Origin of the sequence: Clostridioides sp. ZZV14-6153 (genome assembly GCF_020657855.1) — a bacterium.
Lineage (GTDB): Bacteria > Bacillota > Clostridia > Peptostreptococcales > Peptostreptococcaceae > Clostridioides.
On record NZ_JAGWCZ010000013.1, the window covers coordinates 19,058 to 40,181 of the forward strand.

Annotated in this window: 26 protein-coding genes; 3 read left to right on the forward strand and 23 right to left on the reverse strand. The window is 29.6% G+C overall.

What is annotated here, in order from left to right:
* Positions 1–8: 8 nt before the first annotated feature.
* Genes cobS through cobT form a run of 3 tightly spaced genes read right to left on the reverse strand, consistent with a single transcriptional unit; the run spans position 9 to position 2,427 of the window.
* The gene (cobS, locus tag KGF46_RS14885) at positions 9–782 is read right to left on the reverse strand and encodes an adenosylcobinamide-GDP ribazoletransferase (protein ID WP_227829062.1); all 774 of its coding nucleotides are present in this window, start codon (positions 780–782) and stop codon (positions 9–11) included.
* Between the two features lie 9 nt (positions 783–791).
* Positions 792–1,352 carry a bifunctional adenosylcobinamide kinase/adenosylcobinamide-phosphate guanylyltransferase gene (cobU, locus tag KGF46_RS14890; protein ID WP_227829063.1) on the reverse strand — a complete coding sequence of 187 codons (561 nt, stop codon included), beginning with the start codon at positions 1,350–1,352 and terminating at the stop codon, positions 792–794.
* 28 nt (positions 1,353–1,380) lie between these two features.
* On the reverse strand, positions 1,381–2,427 hold the full coding sequence (cobT, locus tag KGF46_RS14895; protein WP_227436176.1) for a nicotinate-nucleotide--dimethylbenzimidazole phosphoribosyltransferase: 1,047 nt from the start codon (positions 2,425–2,427) through the stop codon (positions 1,381–1,383).
* Between the two features lie 216 nt (positions 2,428–2,643).
* Between cobT and KGF46_RS14900 the strand changes: the two genes are divergently transcribed.
* Together KGF46_RS14900 and KGF46_RS14905 are read left to right on the forward strand one after the other, a co-directional pair.
* On the forward strand, positions 2,644–2,835 hold the full coding sequence (locus tag KGF46_RS14900; protein ID WP_227436177.1) for a hypothetical protein: 192 nt from the start codon (positions 2,644–2,646) through the stop codon (positions 2,833–2,835).
* Between the two features lie 393 nt (positions 2,836–3,228).
* A complete protein-coding gene (locus KGF46_RS14905) occupies positions 3,229–4,101 on the forward strand; it encodes an aldose 1-epimerase family protein (protein ID WP_227829064.1) in 873 nt (290 codons plus the stop codon).
* Between the two features lie 405 nt (positions 4,102–4,506).
* On the opposite strand, the gene KGF46_RS14910 is transcribed toward KGF46_RS14905, so the two are convergent.
* Positions 4,507–5,664, reverse strand: a complete 1,158-nt coding sequence (locus tag KGF46_RS14910) for a S41 family peptidase (protein WP_227829065.1) — start codon at positions 5,662–5,664, stop codon at positions 4,507–4,509.
* A 154-nt stretch (positions 5,665–5,818) separates the two neighbouring features.
* On the opposite strand from KGF46_RS14910, the gene KGF46_RS14915 reads away from it, so the two are divergent.
* Positions 5,819–6,388, forward strand: a complete 570-nt coding sequence (locus KGF46_RS14915) for a 5-formyltetrahydrofolate cyclo-ligase (RefSeq protein WP_227829066.1) — start codon at positions 5,819–5,821, stop codon at positions 6,386–6,388.
* A gap of 180 nt (positions 6,389–6,568) precedes the next feature.
* On the opposite strand, the gene KGF46_RS14920 is transcribed toward KGF46_RS14915, so the two are convergent.
* The 19 genes from KGF46_RS14920 to KGF46_RS15010 form a co-directional block, all read right to left on the reverse strand.
* Positions 6,569–6,985 (reverse strand): hypothetical protein, encoded by a 417-nt coding sequence (locus KGF46_RS14920; RefSeq protein ID WP_255611832.1) that lies wholly within the window; start codon positions 6,983–6,985, stop codon positions 6,569–6,571.
* A 212-nt stretch (positions 6,986–7,197) separates the two neighbouring features.
* Entirely contained in the window at positions 7,198–8,292 is a 1,095-nt protein-coding gene (locus tag KGF46_RS14925) for a hypothetical protein (RefSeq protein ID WP_227829068.1), read from the reverse strand.
* A gap of 426 nt (positions 8,293–8,718) precedes the next feature.
* Positions 8,719–9,660 (reverse strand): transketolase family protein, encoded by a 942-nt coding sequence (locus KGF46_RS14930; RefSeq protein WP_227829069.1) that lies wholly within the window; start codon positions 9,658–9,660, stop codon positions 8,719–8,721.
* The gene (locus KGF46_RS14935; RefSeq protein WP_227829070.1) at positions 9,653–10,480 is read right to left on the reverse strand and encodes a transketolase; all 828 of its coding nucleotides are present in this window, start codon (positions 10,478–10,480) and stop codon (positions 9,653–9,655) included. Before KGF46_RS14935 ends, KGF46_RS14930 begins: the two co-directional genes overlap by 8 nt.
* Positions 10,481–10,651: 171 nt before the next feature.
* The gene (locus tag KGF46_RS14940) at positions 10,652–11,035 is read right to left on the reverse strand and encodes a type II toxin-antitoxin system PemK/MazF family toxin (protein ID WP_003421356.1); all 384 of its coding nucleotides are present in this window, start codon (positions 11,033–11,035) and stop codon (positions 10,652–10,654) included.
* On the reverse strand, positions 11,004–11,291 hold the full coding sequence (locus KGF46_RS14945) for an antitoxin (RefSeq protein ID WP_227436214.1): 288 nt from the start codon (positions 11,289–11,291) through the stop codon (positions 11,004–11,006). Before KGF46_RS14945 ends, KGF46_RS14940 begins: the two co-directional genes overlap by 32 nt.
* A 32-nt stretch (positions 11,292–11,323) precedes the next feature.
* The gene (gene alr, locus KGF46_RS14950; RefSeq protein WP_227829071.1) at positions 11,324–12,481 is read right to left on the reverse strand and encodes an alanine racemase; all 1,158 of its coding nucleotides are present in this window, start codon (positions 12,479–12,481) and stop codon (positions 11,324–11,326) included.
* Positions 12,482–12,495: 14 nt separating this feature from the next.
* Entirely contained in the window at positions 12,496–13,086 is a 591-nt protein-coding gene (gene gerS / locus KGF46_RS14955) for a germination lipoprotein GerS (RefSeq protein ID WP_227829072.1), read from the reverse strand.
* A 20-nt stretch (positions 13,087–13,106) separates the two neighbouring features.
* Positions 13,107–13,568, reverse strand: a complete 462-nt coding sequence (locus tag KGF46_RS14960) for a CBS domain-containing protein (protein WP_227829073.1) — start codon at positions 13,566–13,568, stop codon at positions 13,107–13,109.
* A gap of 14 nt (positions 13,569–13,582) precedes the next feature.
* Complete coding sequence (acpS, locus tag KGF46_RS14965; RefSeq protein WP_227829074.1) at positions 13,583–13,963, reverse strand: holo-ACP synthase; 381 nt, start codon at positions 13,961–13,963, stop codon at positions 13,583–13,585.
* 474 nt (positions 13,964–14,437) lie between these two features.
* Positions 14,438–14,698, reverse strand: a complete 261-nt coding sequence (gene atpC / locus KGF46_RS14970; protein ID WP_227436229.1) for an ATP synthase F1 subunit epsilon — start codon at positions 14,696–14,698, stop codon at positions 14,438–14,440.
* Positions 14,699–14,700: 2 nt separating this feature from the next.
* Complete coding sequence (gene atpD, locus KGF46_RS14975) at positions 14,701–16,095, reverse strand: F0F1 ATP synthase subunit beta (RefSeq protein WP_227829075.1); 1,395 nt, start codon at positions 16,093–16,095, stop codon at positions 14,701–14,703.
* Positions 16,096–16,107: 12 nt separating this feature from the next.
* A complete protein-coding gene (gene atpG / locus KGF46_RS14980) occupies positions 16,108–16,986 on the reverse strand; it encodes an ATP synthase F1 subunit gamma (protein WP_227829076.1) in 879 nt (292 codons plus the stop codon).
* 27 nt (positions 16,987–17,013) lie between these two features.
* Entirely contained in the window at positions 17,014–18,516 is a 1,503-nt protein-coding gene (gene atpA, locus KGF46_RS14985) for a F0F1 ATP synthase subunit alpha (RefSeq protein WP_227829077.1), read from the reverse strand.
* Between the two features lie 16 nt (positions 18,517–18,532).
* Entirely contained in the window at positions 18,533–19,078 is a 546-nt protein-coding gene (locus KGF46_RS14990) for a F0F1 ATP synthase subunit delta (RefSeq protein WP_227829078.1), read from the reverse strand.
* Entirely contained in the window at positions 19,075–19,572 is a 498-nt protein-coding gene (gene atpF, locus KGF46_RS14995; RefSeq protein ID WP_227829079.1) for a F0F1 ATP synthase subunit B, read from the reverse strand. The genes KGF46_RS14990 and atpF overlap by 4 nt, the downstream gene beginning before the upstream one ends.
* A 123-nt stretch (positions 19,573–19,695) precedes the next feature.
* Positions 19,696–19,956, reverse strand: coding sequence for an ATP synthase F0 subunit C (atpE, locus tag KGF46_RS15000; protein WP_021386434.1), 261 nt, complete (start codon positions 19,954–19,956; stop codon positions 19,696–19,698).
* Between the two features lie 70 nt (positions 19,957–20,026).
* Positions 20,027–20,731, reverse strand: a complete 705-nt coding sequence (locus KGF46_RS15005) for a F0F1 ATP synthase subunit A (protein WP_227436239.1) — start codon at positions 20,729–20,731, stop codon at positions 20,027–20,029.
* Between the two features lie 2 nt (positions 20,732–20,733).
* On the reverse strand, positions 20,734–21,120 hold the full coding sequence (locus tag KGF46_RS15010) for an ATP synthase subunit I (RefSeq protein WP_227436241.1): 387 nt from the start codon (positions 21,118–21,120) through the stop codon (positions 20,734–20,736).
* Positions 21,121–21,124 lie beyond the last annotated feature (4 nt).

Here is a 21,124-nt window from a genome sequence, read left to right on the forward strand (position 1 = left end):
TTTTAGTTTTAAATAAACATAAAAATTAACAAATATATATAAATCAAATATACAAGTTCTGAAAGTTCTATTCCACAACCCAATATATCTCCTGTTACTCCATCAATTTTTTTGTAAATATGATTTTTAAACAATATTATAAATATAAAAACTACTATAGCTGAACATAATACTTTAATCAATACTATATTAGGCACTAAAAATATTAATTTAGCAATAATACTAACTATCAATAATGTGTATATTATAGCTGTTATTAACATACTTGTAGTCAATTTTCCTATAAATAAATTCCCCATTCCTTTTGCTCTTGGTGTTACTGTTTTATATGTCAATAACATTACTCCTAACCTTGCAATCATTGGCATGAATATTATAACCCATAGTGAATTATTACTTATAATACTATATACAAATCCAATCTTTAATAAAAGTACAAACATAATTGCTAAAAGCGAATTTGTACCTAATCGAGAATCTTTCATTATTTCAAGCATTTTCTCTTTATCTCTATAACTGTATATTGCATCAAATGTATCCCCTAATCCATCTATATGAAGCCCTCCAGTAATCAAAACACCAGCAAGTGTTATTATAATCGCACATATAAATGGCTGAAACAAAAGTATAGAAACCCATCCTATTAAGTAAGTTAATATACCAATAACAAGACCTACAAGCGGAAAATATACTATAGATTTGTAAAATTCATCATCAAACCCTACATCTAATTTTATAGGTATTCTTGTCAAAAACTGTAGTATCAAAATAAATCTTTTCATAGTCACATACTACTCCTTTATTTTCATAGGTATGCCACTAACTACAAAATAAACTTCATTGCTTTTTGATGCTATATATTGATTTATACGACCTACAATATCAGTATATATTCTACTAAGTTTATTTCCAGGAACAATTCCCATACCTAATTCATTTGTCACAAATACAAAATATAGATTTGTTTTTTCTATTTCTTTAATAAGTTTACTAATTTGTTCTTTTATGTACTCTTCCAATTTATTTATTTCTTCTTGAGTAGATTCTTCTATGTTTAAATTATGTGAAAACATTAAATTATTTACTAATAGTGTTACACAGTCTAGTATAACAGTTTCATGTTCTTCATATATATTTTTAATTATAGAATATATGTCTTCATATATTTCATATGTCTTCCAACTTTTAGGTCTACTCTCTTGATGCTTCCTTACTCTATCTTTCATCTCATCATCAAATGGAATAGATGTCGCTATGTAAGCTGTGTTATTATTCCTATCTAAACATAATTTTTCTGCAAAATTACTCTTTCCTGACCTAGCTCCTCCTGTTACCAGAATAATTTGACTCATCAAAACACTCCTAAATATATTAAATTTTTTATCGACCCATATCTATCTCATCAAAAGTCGCCATATTTTTGTAAGTATAATTTGAAGCTTCCACTATATTAAATGCCAAAGCAGCTCCACTTCCTTCACCTAATCTCATATCCATATTTAGTATAGGGTCTAATTTCAATATATCTAATGCTCTTTTAGTTCCTGATTCTGCTGATAAATGTGATGCTATCATATATTCTCTAGTTTTTGGATTTATTTTATAAGCAATTAAAGCAGCAGCATAAGAAATAAATCCATCTATAACAACTGGAATTCTATTAGCACTACATCCTAATATAACACCTGCCATTGAACCTATTTCAAATCCACCTACTTTAGATAAAATATCTACACCATCAGTTGGATTTGGATTGTTAATTTCAATAGCTTTTCTAATTACATCAGCTTTATGTTTTAATCTTTCTTTTTTAAGACCTGCACCTATACCTGTCACTTCTGATGGGTCACATCCTGAAATTACAGATATTATTGCAGTACTTGGAGTAGTATTTGCTATACCCATCTCTCCAATACCAATTACTTTATAATCTCTTTCTATACATTGCTCTGCTATTTCAATTCCTATTTCTAAGCATCTTATAGCCTCTTGTTTGCTCATGGCTGGTCCCTTTGCCATATTTGAAGTACCTTTTCTTATCTTATAATCTAATACTCCATCTAGTTTTTCATCACAATTTATTCCTACATCTACAGCTACAACATCTGCTCCTACAAATTTACTTATTACTCCAACGCCACATAGCCCTTTTGAGAAATTTGGAAATTGTAACTTTGTTATGTCCTGAGGGTCAGGCGCAACTCCTTCTTCATATACTCCATGATCTCCAGCAAAAGCAATTATAACTTTTTTAGTTGTATCAAAATTTTCATTACCAAATATCCCTGCTAATTGCATGCAAATATCTTCTATCTTTCCTAAGCTTCCAGTTGGATGTATAAGCCTGTCCAACCTCTGTTTTGCTTTTTCAATAGAAGACTTATCTAGAGAATATATATTCCTTGATATACTTTCTAATAAACTCATTTTCTATCCTCCCAATATTATTTTTTTTTAATTATCTTTTTAGATAAAAAATACTCTTATTTTCTAAAAATTTCAACTTTTTCTTTTTATTTTTACATACATATAAAGATTATTCTACATTTTATCTTAATTTCCTTTATTTTACATTTCTAATTTGCATACAATCACATACTTTTTGTAAAAATATAATTAAAAGAACTTTAAGGAGTTGATATTGTGGATGATTTTTCTAAATTAAAAAATTTATATGAAGATGGATATAGATGTATTTATCATAATTGTGTTGATAATAATTATACTATCTATCTTAAGAATTTTTATACGGAAGGTACAGAAACTGTAGAGTTAAGTAGTGAATCAGATTTTTCACAATTTAAAGATTATATAGATGGACTTAGAATGTCTTAATTCTTTGGGAACCCATTAAAATAGGGAGTTTAACAACTCCCTATTTTGAAGTCACAATTTTTTTAATAAGCTTTAAAAGTTCGTCTCGGTTTACTTCTCTTTGTTTTTTTCTGTCTTTATACTCTTGAAAGTTAACAACTTTTGTATTTGGTTTTTCCATAAACTCACTTCCCATTTAACATTATTAACTTATCTTAATATATTTAATTCTATACAATTTATCTATTTCCTTCTATTTATAATACAAAATTTCTTAAATAATCCCAAATTTTCAAAACAAAATTTTCAAAATATACTAAAATCTACCTTTCAAATATAATATCAAATACGATTTAATACTTGTTATACTTTATAGTATAATATACTAATAAAGTATAATAAAGGAGATTTTAAATGAATATATTACAAAATGAAAACTTAATTATTGAATCAAGTAGCTCTGGTGCTGAACTTACTAGGATATTTTCTAAAAAACATAACAGAAATATTCTTTGGGATGGTAATAAAAAACATTGGGGTAGACAATCACCTATATTATTCCCTATAGTTGGTAAACTTCTTGATAATGAAACCATAATAGAAGAAAATTTATATAATATGACTCAACATGGATTTGCTAGAGATATGGATTTTGAAATTGCAAATAAAGGAGATGCATTCATATCTTATAGTTTAACATCCAATGAATCTACTCTAAAAAAATATCCCTACTATTTTGAGCTACTTATAAATTATACATTAAATGATGATAGCATAAATATAGAATGGATTGTAAAAAATACTGACTCTAAAGATATATTCTTTTCTATAGGAGGACATCCTGCATTTAATCTTCCTTTTTATGAACAAGATGACTTTTCTAAGTACTATCTTGAGTTTAAAGGAAGAAATAATGTGGAAAAAATTAATTTAAATGGGTCCTTTACTGATGATACAAAATTTATTGGAGACTTAAAAAGGTTACAATTAAATCCAGAATTATTTAAAAATGATGCTTTAATATACACTAACATAGACGAAGTATCTATATATAATGATAAAGATAGTGAATGCCTAACTATATCTATGAAGAATTTTCCTCTAGTTGGCATTTGGACTCCTTATTATAGCGAAACTAATTCTACTGCTCCATTTTTATGTATAGAACCATGGTACGGTCTTGCTGATAGTATACATTCTAATAAAATTTACACAGATAAGAAATTTATAAACAAATTAGGTAAAGGAAAAGTTTTTACAGCTTCTTATAGTATAGACATACATTAGATAAAAAATTTAATTTACATGTTTGTGTTTTTACAAAATATTAATGTAGCTCAAAATAGAAAATACCCTAAATATTCATATAATCAGTATAAAACAAATAAGTTTCTATAGTGCTGAAATGATAGTACTTTTAAATAAGAGTAGGTATAGTATTAGAAAATAGAATTATTAATATTAATATTCCTTAAATCAAAAAAATATTACTGGACTGCTAAATTTCCAGTAATATTTTTACATGTATTTTAAAATGTTTAATTACCCATATTTTAAAAGCTAAGTTAAAACTTTTAACAATAAAACTATATAGTAAAATGTTGAAACAATACCAAAAGTTAGTTTTATCCACTCTATATTTTTACTTATAACAATTTTTTTATTTTCTATTACATCTACAAACTTTAAATTCTATTTATTAATCTGCTCTCTAAGCCATTCAGTTGCTACATCCAATTGTTTTTTCTCATCTTTTTCTTCAATTGTAGGTTTTATCCCTTTTTCATTGATATAATCTCCATTAGGTGTAAAGTATTGAGCAGTAGTTAATTTATATCCTGTTCCATCTTTCAACCTTACAACTGACTGTACCAGCCCTTTACCATAAGTCGTAGTCCCTACAGAAATACCTTCTTTATTATCAACAATTGCAGCTGTTAATATCTCAGCAGCAGAGGCACTTTCTCCATTGGTTAAAACTACTATTGGAAGTCCCAATTTTTCTTTATCAGATTTTAAGTATTCTGTATTTCCTTTATTGTCTTTAGTATATACTATAGTTCCTTCACCAATTAATTCATCAGCAACTTCTTTACATATATCCAACATACCTCCAGGATTGTTTCTAAGGTCTATTACTAATCCCTTAATATTTTTTTCTTTCAATTCTTTTAAAGCTTTGTCAAAATCAGTATATGTACTTGATATAAATTGGGTAATTTCTATATATCCTAAATCATTATCAATTACTTTACTTTCTATACTTTTCTCAACTATCTGTTCTGTTTTCAACTCAAAGCTTAGTTGTTTATCTTCTCTCAATACTACTAGCTCTACTTTTTTACCTTTTTTACCTTTCATCATACTCACAGCTTCATCCGAATTTTTATATGATACAGATTTTCCGTTGACTTTTATTAATTTATCTCCTGCTTTTACTCCTGCTTTTTCTGCTGGAGAATCTTTCATAGGAACTACTACTAGTCCTCCATCTTTTGATGCTCCTATATACATTCCTACACCAACATAAGAGCCCTCACTATCTTCTATTAGCTTTTCCATTTCATCTTTAGTGTAATAACCAGAATATTTGTCATTTGTTCCTAGAAATAACCCCTTTGATGCTCCATCCACTAAATCTTTATCAGAGACTTTTTTATAAAAATCTTGTTTTATAATAGATTCTAATCCTAACAACTTATCATATTTTTTATAGCCTTCATAGAGTTCTTTTGATACTACAACTTTGTTCCCTAATGTAAGTTGAAACGCTGATGTGGCCATAGCTGTTATAATTACTAAAATCACCCCTAAAAAAATAGCTTTCTTTTTTGAAATCACAAGATACATCTCCTTTTACATAAACTATTATATATTATATGACTAGCTGTTATTTTTATTACATTTACCCAAATATATTGCCTTATTACAATAAACTATACTAAAATTTATATTAGAATACAAATTCTGTTCACATTATAACATATTAAAGGAGGAATATTTTATGAAAAAAGAATTTAGAAAAAAAGTTATTGAACATAGAAAAAATAAAAGTGCTGAGTTTGTACTAAATAATTCAAATTTGATAACAGAAAAATTACTTCAAATGGAGGATATAAAAAACGCAACTAATATAATGCTTTATCTAGATTTTAATAATGAAGTTAACACAGATAATTTAATCAAAAAGCTTTTATCTCTAAAGAAAATAGTCTCAAGCCCTATTACAATAAAAGAAAATCATACATTAATTCCTACTCAAATAACAGATTTAGATAATGGACTAAAAATTGGTGCATATGGAATAAGGGAACCTAACGAAAAATCACCTACAATTGATATTAAATCTTTAGATGTTGTAATTGTTCCAGCTGTTGCATATGACATACATTGCTATAGATTAGGATATGGTGGAGGATTTTATGATAGATTTTTAGAGAACTTAAGAAAAGACGCAATAACTATAGGAATAGCATTTGACTTTCAGGTATTTGATTCTATTCCAAAAGAAACTCATGATGCACAATTAAACTATATAGTTACTGAAACCAGAATTCTTACACCAAATAATTAACACTCTCAATACTATTAATATAACACTCTGTTTAATATTTAATTTTTATATTATTCAATGAATATTTTAAGTCATGGCTTTTACATCAATAAAGCCTCGACATGATTTATTTACATTAATAAAAACCATGACTTTATTTTACTATACAAATAAATAGTTATTTAATCACAAAATATGCTTTTATTTAGTAGAATTTAACTCTATTCTATCTGGAAGTTCACTTATATTTGTTTCAACCACTATGTATGGAAGAGAATCCTCCTTATCCTTATACTTTATCTTAACTCTCAAAACTTCTTTTCCTTCTTCACTTACACTTTCTATGTTATCCATCTCAATACCATATTTATTATTTCCCCTAGTTACTATGATGTATATTTTATTATCAATTTTAGCTGCTAATGCTCTTTCTTCATTTGTGTATTTGTCCATAACATCTAGTATCTTTTCTGGTATTGAATTCCTTTGCAATACTGTATAATCTATTGGCTTAGTTTTTTCTATAAACATACTTGGTATGAATATAAACCCTCCTATCACAAATATAAGAGCTATAACTCCATAAATTATACCTTTAATATTAAACTTTACATCCAATTTTATCACTCCTTCCATCTATTTAAATATATGATTTATAATTTTGTCTTAGACTTTAAATTATCAATAATAAAGTGTTTATTATAGTTACCCTTAAATATGAAATAATAAAAAAAGGATTTTATGACAAATAAATTATAAAATAAAAAAGAGTTATATAAAAACAATTTAATTGTTTTTATATAACTCTCTATTTTACAGTTCTAAATTATTTATTTACCATTAACTCCTTCTTGATAGCCAGATGTTTTTGTAATCTGTCTATAAAGAACACAAACCAGTATTATGACGCCCATATATCCGGTATATGGATATAAGATACCAACCAGCTTATCAAATGGTAAGAATCCACCTATAAGACCTAATATAGCTGTTATTACTGTTATTAATTTAAATTTAGGATGATTATCATCTACAAATCTATTAGTTACTGACCATAATAAAGGTACAGCTGTTGTATATATTCCTAATATAAGAACTACTGAGAATAAAACTCCAACTACTGGTGAAATCTTATCAGCTAAGAATAATGAAGGTATTGCTTTTGAATATAAGTTTCCTACATCAGAAAGCATTGCTAAGTTCATCATTATAGCTGCTGCCATAAGTGCTACCCCACCTAGTATACCACCGCAAACAGCTTCTTTTTTATTAGCAGCACTTGCTCCTAATCCTGTTAAGAACGCCATGACAACGATTGTATTATAAGTAGTGTATATTACACCAGATAGATATGCGTTTGGAACTGGTCTAGATACCTCTACAGTTTTAAGAATCTCTCCTGCTTGAGATAAATTACCTATATTACTGCTTAAACTTATAGCTCCAACTAAAAGTGTAAATATTATTATTACAGGTCCTATTCCACCTAGTATCTTTGATAATTTATCAAGACCTAATGAAACAGTTAATAATGCTACTACTGCCATACCTATTCTACCTACAAATGGATTTAATCCATAGTATTCAGTTAAAGTTGCTCCCGCTCCTGAAATCATTACTACGAAAACACCAAATAAGAATAAAGGTCCAAACCACTCAAAGAATATTCCTAAATACTTACCACAATAAACACGATAAATTTTGATAGGTTCTTTAAGTTGAAGTTCTTTACCTTTTGACATTACTGAAGCACCCATCCATGAGAATAATACCATTGAAATTATCCCACCAATAATACCTGCAAACCCATAAAAAGTGAAGAATTGCATTATTTCTTGTCCTGTTGCAAATCCAGAACCGATTACTGTTGCTACATAAGCTCCTGCGAAACTGATGACTGTTTTAACATTTACTTTTTCTGACATATCTCAGTTACCTCCCCACGTGAAATTTTTTCATCTGCTTAATTACTTCTATAAACTACTTACAATTTCCTTTAACATAAAATCCATGATAACTGTTTTAAAACTTTTTGTATAATAACTTAAAACTTATAATATACTTTTTATACAGTATACCTCCCTTCATACAATTCTTTAAATTATTTTTGTTTAAGTAGTTATTATATGTATAAAATTAATTTCCCTATAAACTATATATTAGTCATATTTTTCTGAATAGTCAATATATATTTGAATATTTTCTCTATTTTTGTAAAAATTTGAATATTTGGTTAGGTTTTTGATAAATTGATATAGTGTATAAAAAAGAGAGATATAAATTCATATAATGCTTTATATCTCTCTTATACACATATTATATTATTAACAAACATGCATAATTTATATTTCTTACATTCTTTTTGCAAGAATAGCTTCTTTTACAGCTTTTACTATATCATCACAAGTTAATTCATATTTTTTTAACAATTCATTTGGAGCACCAGATTCTCCAAATGAATCTTTAATCCCAACTTTTTTTACAATAGTTGGATAAGATTCTCCAACTGTCTCACTCACAGCAGAACCTAAACCTCCAATTATACTATGTTCTTCTACAGTTACAATAGCATTAGTTTCTTTTGCTGCTTTTAATATTAAATCCTTATCTATAGGTTTTATTGTGGACATATTTATGACTCTGGCACTAATGCCTTCTTCTTGCAATTTTTCTTGTGCCAGTATAGCATCATTCACCATAATCCCACAAGCTATAATTGTGACATCATTGCCATCTCTTAGTACTATACCTTTTCCTATTTCAAAATGATAATCCTCATCAAATAAAACTGGAACTGAACTTCTTCCTAATCTAACATAAACAGGTCCATTGTATTTAGCTATTTCAAAAATCATCTTTTCTGTCTCTACTCCATCAGCTGGAACAAGAACTGTCATATTTGGTATAGCTCTCATTATTGCAATATCCTCTACACTTTCATGAGATGCTCCATCTTCTCCAACAGTAAGTCCTGCATGAGTAGCACAAATTTTTACATTTAACTTTGGATAACAAACTGAATTTCTTATAATCTCAAAGGCTCTCCCTGTAGCGAACATAGCAAAAGTACTAGCAAAAGGTATTTTTCCAGCAGTTGATAATCCGCAAGCAGCACCTATTAGATTTTGTTCGGCTATACCCATATTAAAAAATCTATCTGGAAATGCTTCATAAAAATCATGTGTCTTTGTAGACTTTGATAAATCTGCATCTAACACTACAACATTGTCATTTATTTGACCTAATTTTACTAAAGCTTTACCATATGCTTCTCTTGTTGCCATTTTATTCATTGTCAGCACCTCCTAATTCAAGTAAGGCTTGTTCTAGTTCTGCATCATTTGGAGCTGTCCCATGCCATCCTGCTTGATTTTCCATAAAAGATATTCCTTTACCTTTTATAGTCTTTGCAATTATCATTGTAGGCTTTTTAACTGTTGATTTAGCTATATCAAGAGCAGCAAATATTTGGTCAAAATCATGACCATCTATTTCAATTACATTCCATCCAAAAGCCTTAAATTTATCAACGATTGAACCTAGGTTCATTACACTTTCTATGTTTCCATCTATCTGAAGTCCATTATTGTCTAAAAAAGCAATTAAATTATCAAGCTTATAATGTGCAGCACTCATAGCAGCTTCCCAAACTATACCTTCTTGAACTTCTCCATCACCAAGTAAAGTGTATACATTCCATGGTGCATTATCTAATTTTGATGCCATAGCCATCCCACATGCAGCCGAAAAACCTTGCCCTAAAGAACCTGTGGATATCTCCACGCCAGGTGTTCCTTTCATATCTGGATGTCCTTGTAACATTCTTCCTATTTTCCTCAGTCCATTTAATTCTTCCTTATCAAAATAACCTTTTTCAGCCAATATTGCATATAATGCTGGTGCAGCATGTCCTTTTGATAATACAAATCTATCTCTATCCTCCATTTTAGGTTTTGAAGAATCCACATTCATTTCATCAAAGTATAACGCAGTAAGTATTTCAACTACTGATAATGACCCTCCTGGATGTCCAGATTTGGCTCTATGTATCATAGAGACTATATCTCTTCTTATGATACGCGCAATCTCATTTAATCCTTTATGGTCTCTCATGTAATTACCTCCCTTGAGTTTGTAATTTTATATCAATTCCATCTTATTATATCACTTTTATGCTATTTTTTTGCGTTATTTTTGATTTTATTAGCTTAGGCCACTAAAATTAAACTCTATGAAATATTTTTAAAGAAAAAAGGGATTGTCTAACAAAAGACAAACCCCTCTTTAAAAAGTAAACAATCCTAAACTTATTTGAAGCCCATCATCTACTTTTATCATCATATTTTCATCTAGACAACCAATTTTTTCCCTCAGTCTCTTTTTATCAATAGTTCTGATTTGTTCTAAAAGAATCACTGAGTCTTTATTAAGCCCATATTCATTGGAACTTATCTCTACATGAGTAGGTAATTTGGCTTTATTAATCTGAGATGTTATAGCTGATACTATAACTGTAGGACTATATTTATTACCTACATCATTTTGTATTATCAGAACAGGCCTAACTCCTCCCTGTTCTGAACCAACAACTGGACTTAAATCAGCGTAATATAAATCACCACGCTTTATTTCACAATTAGTACTCACCTTGGGCAATCTTCCCTTCATTTTTATCATCAGAAGATACTTCGTCAACTGTCATGCCTAGTTCAGCTAATGACAGATTAATTTGACCCATTTCTCTATAACCCGTTTTCATAGATTCTTTAATATGAATTCTCTTTTTCTGAGTTATATAGAACTGAAAAGCAGCTTTTGCAAAATCTTCTCTGTTACTGTTCTCCATCTGAACAATACTATCAACTTCAGAAATCAGAGAGTCTGGTAAAGTAACTTCTATTTTTTCTTTACTCTTATCGTACACAAAATCGCCTCCCAGATTATAATATCATGGTTTTATTTTAGCAAATAACTGTTTATTTGTACAAGCTCATTATTTTCCATATAAACACGGTCAACTCTTCTTGATATCATGCATAACACTTCATAGTTTATAGTTCCTAAGTCTTTGGCTATACGTTCAGCTGTAACTTCACCTTCTCCAAATAGTATAACCTCATCTCCAACTTTTATGTCTATATCTTTGTCAATTCTAACCATTATTTGATCCATACAAATTCTACCAACTACATCAAATACTTCTCCTTTAATAAGAACTTTTGGATTCTTTTGAATTCTAGTGAATCCATCCGCATATCCTATTGGAATTGTAGCTATTGTTTCCATACTAGTAGTTGTATATTTTAGTCCATAACTTATTCCTACACCTGGTTCAACTTGTTTTATATGTCCGATTTTTGATTTTAATTTCATGGCTGGTTTTAGTTCTAGTCTTTCTTTAAATACATCATCAGATGGATAATGACCATATAATATTATTCCTGCTCTTACCATACTTAATCTTAAATCAGGGCAATCCATAATAGCTGCACTATTTGATACATGCTTTATAGCTATTTCTACACCAGCTTCATCTAACTTATCAGACATAAATTTATAATTATTAGCTTGTTTATAAGTGTACTCTTTACTTACTTCATCAGCTGTAGCAAAATGAGTAAACATACCTTCTAAATTTATATATTCTAATTTATTTAATTTTACTATATCCTGTACTGACTCTTCATTAGGTTGGAAACCTATTCTAGTCATTCCTGAGTCTATTTTAATGTGAACACAGGCTTTTTCTCCTAAAGATTTTGCAATTTCGTTTATCTTTTGTGCTGTTTCTAAAGAATAAACTGTCATAGTTATTTTATTTTTTATAGAATCTTCAAAAGCTTCATCTGGAGTATATCCTAAGTTCAAAATAGGAAGTGTTATACCATTTTGTCTAAGCTCAATTCCTTCAGCAGTTCTTGCTACTGCTAAATAATCTACTTTTTCCTTTTGTAATAATTTTGCAACTTCTACTGCACCATGTCCATATGCATCAGCTTTTATTACTCCACAAACTTTAATATCTTCTTCTAATAAATTTTTAATATTTTTTAAGTTAAATCTTAAGTTATCTAGATTTATCTCTGCCCATGTAGGCACTGTTATTTTTTGCATTTCTTTAGTCCCCCTTAGTTTCTGTATTCAAAATCTCTGTATTTTACTGTAAATCTTGGCACTCCTTCATTATCTAATACTTCCATCTTTTCAGGGTTCTTTGTGTCAGTATTTACATATAATACTTGCTTATTAAAATATTTATTATCCCCAGGAATAAAAGTCTCTAAAACCAAGTTTCCTTTGGATAACTTTATTTTCATCTCTTCGTTTTGAAGATAATTTTTTATAAAGTCTCCTATAAAAAGATATTGATTATTTTTTCCTGTATTAGGCAATTCCACTATATCACTGATATTTGGATTTTTAACTAATATTTTATCACCTTGATACTCTATACTTTTCCCCTTTAAGTGTTTTGGGGAAATTACTTCTAATTTATAGTTATCAGTTTTTTTATAAGTATGAATTAAAACATAATTGTGTGGGCTCTTATTTCCAACTACTTCTACTTCAGCTTTACAACTGTAAGAATTCATATCAGAAATCTGCTTTTGAAAATCTTTGTATACTTCTTCTTTTGTGGACTGTCGTTTTTGGCATCCTATTACAATTATAACCAGTGCCAAGAACATAATACATACTATAGTCCACTTTTTTCTCACATCACACCTCCTACTTTAGTCTATTCATTATATAAAGCTTTTATTATATCATATCTACAAATTATACCTTTAAGTTTATTGTCATCATCTACTACAGGAACTCTGTTTATTGATTTTTTAATCATTATATTAGCCACATCGTCAAACTTATCATCTTCATGAACTTTTATTATGTCCTTAGACATCAGTTCTCCGACTTTATAAGCTGCTACTTGCTTTATGTCTTTTTCTACCTTTTTTAAATCATCTAAAAAAATCAGCCCTTGTAATAAATTTATATATAGAGGTGCTTCTATATACTTTTCTTTTTTAAGAATGTCTGTTTCAGAAATTATTCCAACAACTTTATTTTCTGAATCTACAACTGGCAATCCTCCTATTTTCTCCGCAATTAGCATATTAGCTACATCTGCTATACTATCATCTTGTTTTGCTACTATTACATCTGTTGTCATTATTTCTTTTGCTGTTTTATCCATCATAATGTAATCACTCCTTAGTCCTTAATTATAGTTATCGCATTTGCTATAGCATAATCTTTTGAATGTGATATTGAAACTTTTATTTCTAAAACATTATAATCTATGCACATTTTTGCCAGATTATTATAAGTTTTTACTATTGGTTTTCCCATTTCATTTCTGAGAACCTCTATATCTTTAAAGTTAAACATTCTGATTCCTGTACCCATAGATTTACTTATAGCTTCCTTAGCCGCAAAATTACCAGCTATACTTTCTGCCTTAAAATTTTTAGAATTAAAATATTCAATTTCTTTATCTGTAAATATTTTCTTTAAAAACCGATTATTTTTTTCTACAGCTTTTTTTATTCTGTCAATTTCAACTATGTCTACTCCAATATCAAATATATCCATTTTTCCTCCAGAAAATTTATAATAGCTCTTTTCATTTAATAATGAATTTATAAATTTACTATTGATAATACCTATTATTGTTTAGTTTATGTTACTTATCCCAATTTAATAATCATTATAATAGAATTGTAACTTTTAAAATTATTTATAATAAATAATCTATGTAAATCTATTATATTATTTATTATACTACACAACTAAGCAAATTTTTTAAATTTTATAAAAATTTTATATAGATTTCTTATATGAATATTTTTTCACTTCTATATAATCTATCTAAACCTTCTTTATCTTATTAATTGCAACATAATTTTGCAGTAAATTTAAACACTTTGTGAATTTACTATCACTACACTTCCACTATATTTTATACTTTATTTTTTGTTATTTTATTAACACCAAAATTATAAAAAAAGTCATTTTGACCAAAAATAATTTTAGTAAAAATGACTTTTCATGTTTTATATTAAATTATTAAATCCATTCAGCAGATTCTGTCAATATGACAGTTTTATTTTGGTCTACATTAACAAATCCTTCTGATATTTTTGCTTCTTTAAAATTTCCATCTTTTTTTATCTTCAAAGTTCCTACAGGTATGCCTGAAACAAACGGTATATGACCTTTCAATACCCCTTTGTCTCCCTTTGTAGTTCTAACTACTATCATTTCAACTTCTCCATCATAAAACGTATCATTTGGAGTTACAACTTTCAATGAAAATTCACTAGCCATGACTACATACTTCCCTTCGCTTTTTTAACAGCATCTTCTATTGTACCTACAAACAGGAATGCTGACTCTGGTAAGTCATCATGTTTACCTTCAAGTATCTCTTTGAATCCTCTTACAGTTTCTTTAACAGGAACATATTGACCTGGGTTTCCTGTAAATTGCTCTGCAACTGTAAATGATTGAGATAAGAATCTTTGTATTTTTCTAGCACGTGCAACTATTAACTTATCTTCATCAGATAATTCATCCATACCAAGTATGGCAATTATATCTTGTAGTTCTTTATATCTTTGAAGTATTGATTGAACTCCTCTGGCTATTTCATAATGTTCTTTTCCTACTATACTAGGGTCAAGAATTCTTGATGTAGATTCAAGAGGGTCAACCGCTGGGTATATACCAAGTGATGATATTTGTCTAGATAAAACTGTTTTTGCATCTAAGTGAGAGAATGTTGTAGCTGGTGCTGGGTCAGTTAAGTCATCTGCTGGTACATATACTGCTTGAACAGATGTTATTGAACCTTTCTTAGTTGATGTTATTCTCTCTTGAAGTGCACCCATTTCAGTAGCTAATGTTGGTTGGTAACCAACGGCTGATGGCATACGTCCTAGAAGTGCTGAAACTTCTGAACCAGCTTGTGTGAAACGGAATATATTATCAACGAAAAGTAAGACGTCTTGTCCTTGCTCATCTCTAAAATGTTCTGCCATTGTAAGTCCAGTTAAAGCAACTCTCATTCTTGCTCCAGGTGGCTCGTTCATCTGACCAAATACTAGAGCTGTCTTGTTTATAACTCCAGACTCACTCATTTCTCCATAAAGGTCATTACCTTCTCTTGTTCTTTCTCCTACACCTGAGAATACAGAAATACCACCATGTTGCTTGGCAATATTGTTTATAAGTTCTTGTATTAAAACTGTTTTTCCTACTCCTGCTCCTCCAAATAGACCTATTTTTCCACCTTTTAGATATGGTGCTAGCAAGTCAACTACCTTAATACCTGTTTCTAGTATTTCAGCTGTAGTTTCTAGTTCGTCATATGCTGGTGCTGGTCTATGTATAGGTAACTTAGGCGCAGACTTTGGAGCTGGCTTTCCATCAACTGGTTTTCCAAGAACATTGAATATTCTACCTAGAGTTTCATCTCCAACAGGAACACTTATTGGTCCTCCTGTATCTACAACTTCCATACCTCTTACAAGTCCATCTGTTGCACTCATAGAGATACATCTTACTGTATCATCACCTATATGTTGAGCAACTTCTGCAACTATTTCTTTATCTCCTAACTTTATTACTAACGCATTTAATAAGTTAGGTAGGCTTTGTTCATTATCAAACTTAACATCTAGTACAGCTCCTACAATCTGTACTATTTCACCTACATTTGCCATTTCCTAACCTCCCTATTTTAGAGCTTCAACTCCACCAACTATCTCTGTTATTTCTTGAGTTACAGCTGACTGTCTTGCTCTGTTATAACTTAACTCTAAATTAGATAGCATTTCATTCGCATTATCTGTGGCTGATTCCATCGCAGTTCTTCTAGCTCCTTGCTCTGATGCAAAAGATTCTAAAATCCCACCATATATTGTACCTGATACAAACTGAGGCACAATATAACTTAAGACTGCTTCTGCTGATGGTATATATTGTACTTTCGATTTATTTTGTTTTTCTTCTTTTATTACAATGGCTTGGTCATCTGTATCTTTTTCAAACACCAATGGAAGCAATTTTAAAACTTCAACTTCTTGTAATAAAGCTGATTTAAATTTTGTATAAGCTATATAAACTTCATCTACTTCACCTTTTTTATACAGGTCAATAACAGTTTGTGAAATTTCTATCGCTTCTTCATATCCACAAGCTTCAACACTATTTATATCTTTTGCTATATTGTAATTTCTCTTAGAAAAAAACTCGTGAGCCTTCTTTCCTACTGTGATAACTGTTTCTTTTTTTCCTTCCATGTGAGATACAGATTCCTTTAATACATTGGAATTGTATCCACCTGCAAGACCTCTATCTCCAGCCACTACTATATAGCATTTATTTTTTACTTCTCTTACTTTTAAAAATTCATTTCTAACTCCACGTGTTGTTTGGGCAATATCCTTTACTGTATCGTACAAAGTATTAAAGTATTCCCTTGAATCTTCAGCTTTTTCTTTTGCTTTTCTAAGCTTAGAAGATGCAACAAGTTCCATTGCTTTAGTTATTTGTTTTGTACTTTCAACACTCCCCATACGTGTTTTAATCGCTTTAATTCCAGCTCCTGCCAATTAATTTACCTCCTTTTTTAAAAAGGATTATACTTCAACAACAAACTTTTCTTTAAATTCATTTATTGCATCTGTTAAATCATGAGTGAAGTCTTCTCCATCTAATATTTTTCTTGATATTTCTGGATAATTATTATCTACAAATGCATACAATTCTGATTCAAATCTAGCTATATTATCTATTGGAATATCTTCCAAATGATTATTTATAACAGCATATATTATCATAACTTGATTTTCAACTTTTATTGGTTGATGCTCACCTTGTTTTAATATCTCAACGATTCTTTCACCTTGAGCAAGTCTCTTTTTAGTATCTTCATCTAAGTCAGAACCAAATTGTGAGAATGCTGCAAGCTCTCTATATTGTGAATATGCAAGTTTTAATGTACCTGCAACTTTTTTCATTGCCTTAATTTGCGCAGAACCACCAACCCTTGATACTGATATACCAGGGTCAACTGCTGGTCTTACACCTGAATAGAATAATTCTGGTTGTAAGTATATTTGACCATCTGTTATAGATATAACATTTGTTGGTATATATGCAGAAACGTCTCCAGCTTGAGTTTCTATTATAGGTAAGGCAGTCATTGAGCCTCCCCCTAATTCATCAGATAACTTAGCTGCTCTTTCAAGTAATCTTGAATGTAAGTAGAATACATCTCCAGGATATGCCTCACGTCCTGGTGGTCTTCTAAGTAATAATGACATTTCTCTATATGCAACGGCTTGTTTACTTAAATCATCATATACTATAAGCACATGTTTTCCATTGTACATAAATTCTTCACCCATAGCTGCTCCAGCGTATGGTGCTATATATTGAAGTGGTGCTGATTCAGATGCTGTTGCTGAAACTATTATTGTATAGTCTAAAGCTCCACCTTTTTCTAATGAACTAACTAATTGAGCTATAGTAGAACGTTTTTGCCCAATTGCTACATATATACAGATAACATCTTTTCCTTTTTGATTTAATATAGTGTCAACAACTATAGATGTTTTACCAGTTTGTCTGTCACCTATTATTAACTCTCTCTGACCTCTACCAATTGGTATCATTGAATCTATTGATTTTATACCTGTTTGTAATGGCTCATAAACAGATCTTCTATCTATTATACCAGGTGCTTCAGATTCAACTGGTCTAGTTTTTGTACAAGCTATAGGTCCTTTTCCATCTATTGGCTGACCTAGAGAGTTTACAACTCTACCTATTAAAGCTTCTCCAACTGGAACTTCAACTATTCTTCCAGTTCTCTTAACTATATCGCCTTCTTTTATTCCACTGTCATCTCCAAGTATAACAGCTCCAACTACTTCTTCTTCTAAGTTAAGTGCCATACCATATACTTCACCTGGGAACTCTAGTAACTCACCAGACATAGCTTTCTCTAATCCATATACACTAGCTATACCATCCCCAACTGTTAAAACACTACCTGTATCTGTCAATTCAACTTTATTCTCATAATTCTTTATTTGCTGTTTAATTATAGAACTTATTTCTTCAGGTTTTAAGTTCATGGGTTCACCGCCATTCTTAAGATATTACTTCAGATAGCTTTTCTTTCATCTTATCTAGACGAGTTTTTACAGTGCCATCTATTTGCTCATTTCCAATTCTAACTAGAACTCCCCCTAGTATAGTCTTGTCAACTACATTTTCTATAGTAACATTTTTGTTGTATTTGTTTGAAAGTTTAACTTCAAGTTCTTTAATATCTGTTTCACTCATTGGAATCGCACTTATTGCAACACCATCAGTTATATTATTTTTCTTATTTAATAAGTCTTTATAAGCTAACTCTATGTCTTCCAAAAACGCTATTCTGTCTTTATCTACTAAAACTTTTAAGAAGTTTTTTATGTTAGAACTTACTTCCTTATCAAAAATGATTTCTACCAAGTTTTTCTTTTCTGATTTTGAAACTAATGGTGATTTTAAAACTTTGTAGAAATCTTTGCTAACTTTAGTCATCATATCTACTACTTTTTCTAATTCTTTAAATAATATATCAGTTGAATTTTCTTCTTCTCCTAATTGAAATAGGGCTTCGGCATATCTATTTGCTACTACGTTTATCATTTAGCCTCCCCTACCTCTTTTATAAAGTTTTCTATCAATTCTTCATGTTTAGATTTATCTAAATCTTTTTCAATAACTTTAGATGCCGCAAGTAGTGCTATATTTGATATATCACTTTTAATTTCATTCATAACCTTTTGTTTTTCTTGTTCTATATCTTTGCTTGCTTTATCTTTTATATCAAGAGCATCTTGTTTTGCAGTACTTATTATGTCATCTGATTTTTTCTCTGCTCTTATAGTTGCTTGTTTTATGATTTCTTGACCTTCATCTTTAGCAAAATTGATTTTTGACTCATATTCTTTTTTTAGCGCCAATCCTTCAGTTTTTGCTTTTTCGCCTTCTGCTAAGTCATTTTTAATATCATTTTCTCTTGATTGGATTATATTTAAAACTGGCTTAAATAAAAGCTTTCTTAGAAGTAAAAATATTATAAAAGTATTAACAATTTGGAATACAAATTCCCATGTTATACCTACTAGTGCTTTTTCCATAATTATCCTCCTTTCCATAAATCATAACTACTTATAATCACGAGATGATAAAATTCATCTCATGATTATAAGTTTGAGATGATTTATCTATAAAACCTATCTCAAAATATTTAAGGACTAAATCTACATTCCTAAGTATTTGAAGAATGGATTTACGAATAGAAGTATTATTGATACAACCAAGCCATATATTGCTGAAGACTCTGCTATAGCAACACCTAGTAATAAAGTTGAAGTTATATCACCTTTAGCTTCTGGTTGATTTCCTACTGCTTCTGCTGCCTTACCTGCTGCTACACCTTGACCAATTCCTGCACCTATACCTGTTGCAACTGCTATTCCTGCTCCTATTGCTGATGCTGCCGCTACTATTGCTGTTTCCATAATTATTTCCTCCTTAAAATTTAAAAATTTAAATTGTTTTTTATTTTTTATCTTAATATAAGTTGATTTCTTAATCTAATTCCCCTGCACTTGATATAAACACCATTGTTAGCATTATGAATATATATGCTTGTAACAATCCTGCAAATAAATCGAAGTACAAGTGTAATGGAACTGGTATTAATATCTGTCCAATCGGTATTGATAATCCTGGTATTAGACTAGATATAAAACCTAAAAGTTGATAAAATAGACCCATTATAATTGTTCCACCTAAAATATTTCCAAATGGACGGAAACTTAATGATATTGGTCTAGCTAACTCACCTATAATATTAATTGGTAACATTATGGCAAGTGGTTGAGCCAATTCTTTAAAGTATGATACTCCTTTAAATTTAACTCCTGCAAAATAAATCATAAAAAATGTAATCATTGCCCATGCAGCAGTTGTATCTAGGTCGGTTGTTGGTGATCTTAATCCAAGTAATGGGCTTAAATTTGAGCACGCGAAAAATAAAAACAAACTTCCTATGTATGGTATCATATATGGCATTCTTTTTACTGTGTTTTTACCCATAACATTTGTAACCATTTTAGCAAGACCACCTATTGCAAATTCCAAAAATATTTGAACTTTACTAGTTGGAACTTTTTTCAAATTTCTAGTTAAAAAATAAGATGCTATCGCTAAAAAGGCCATTATTCCCCAACTCACTAGTATTGTTTCACTAATTTTAAAGTTTCCTATGAGATAATAATGCGCTTGACTCATACTTACGCCTCCTTCCTCTTTAATTTATTTATAAAGTTTTTTGATAATATGACAAACTTTGTACTCAATAATCCTAGTGCTGTTCCGATTATATTTAAATGTGGAACCTTAGCTGAAGCAAATAGAACAACTGCCATTATAAATAGCCTAATGGTATATTGTGCTGATGCATAAGCTTGTGCTTTTCCAGCTGGCAATGACACTGTTTTTTCTAGTGATATTGCTAATAATCTAAAATTTAACATAGCTATTATAGAGCCAAATATAAGTCCTAAAAATACTGGCTTACTTAATGTTGATGTTATCAACATTAGCACAATTAAAATTACATCAAATATTACTATACCCTTTGTTACTGACCTTACTTGGTTAAGTAATTTTATATCCAATATA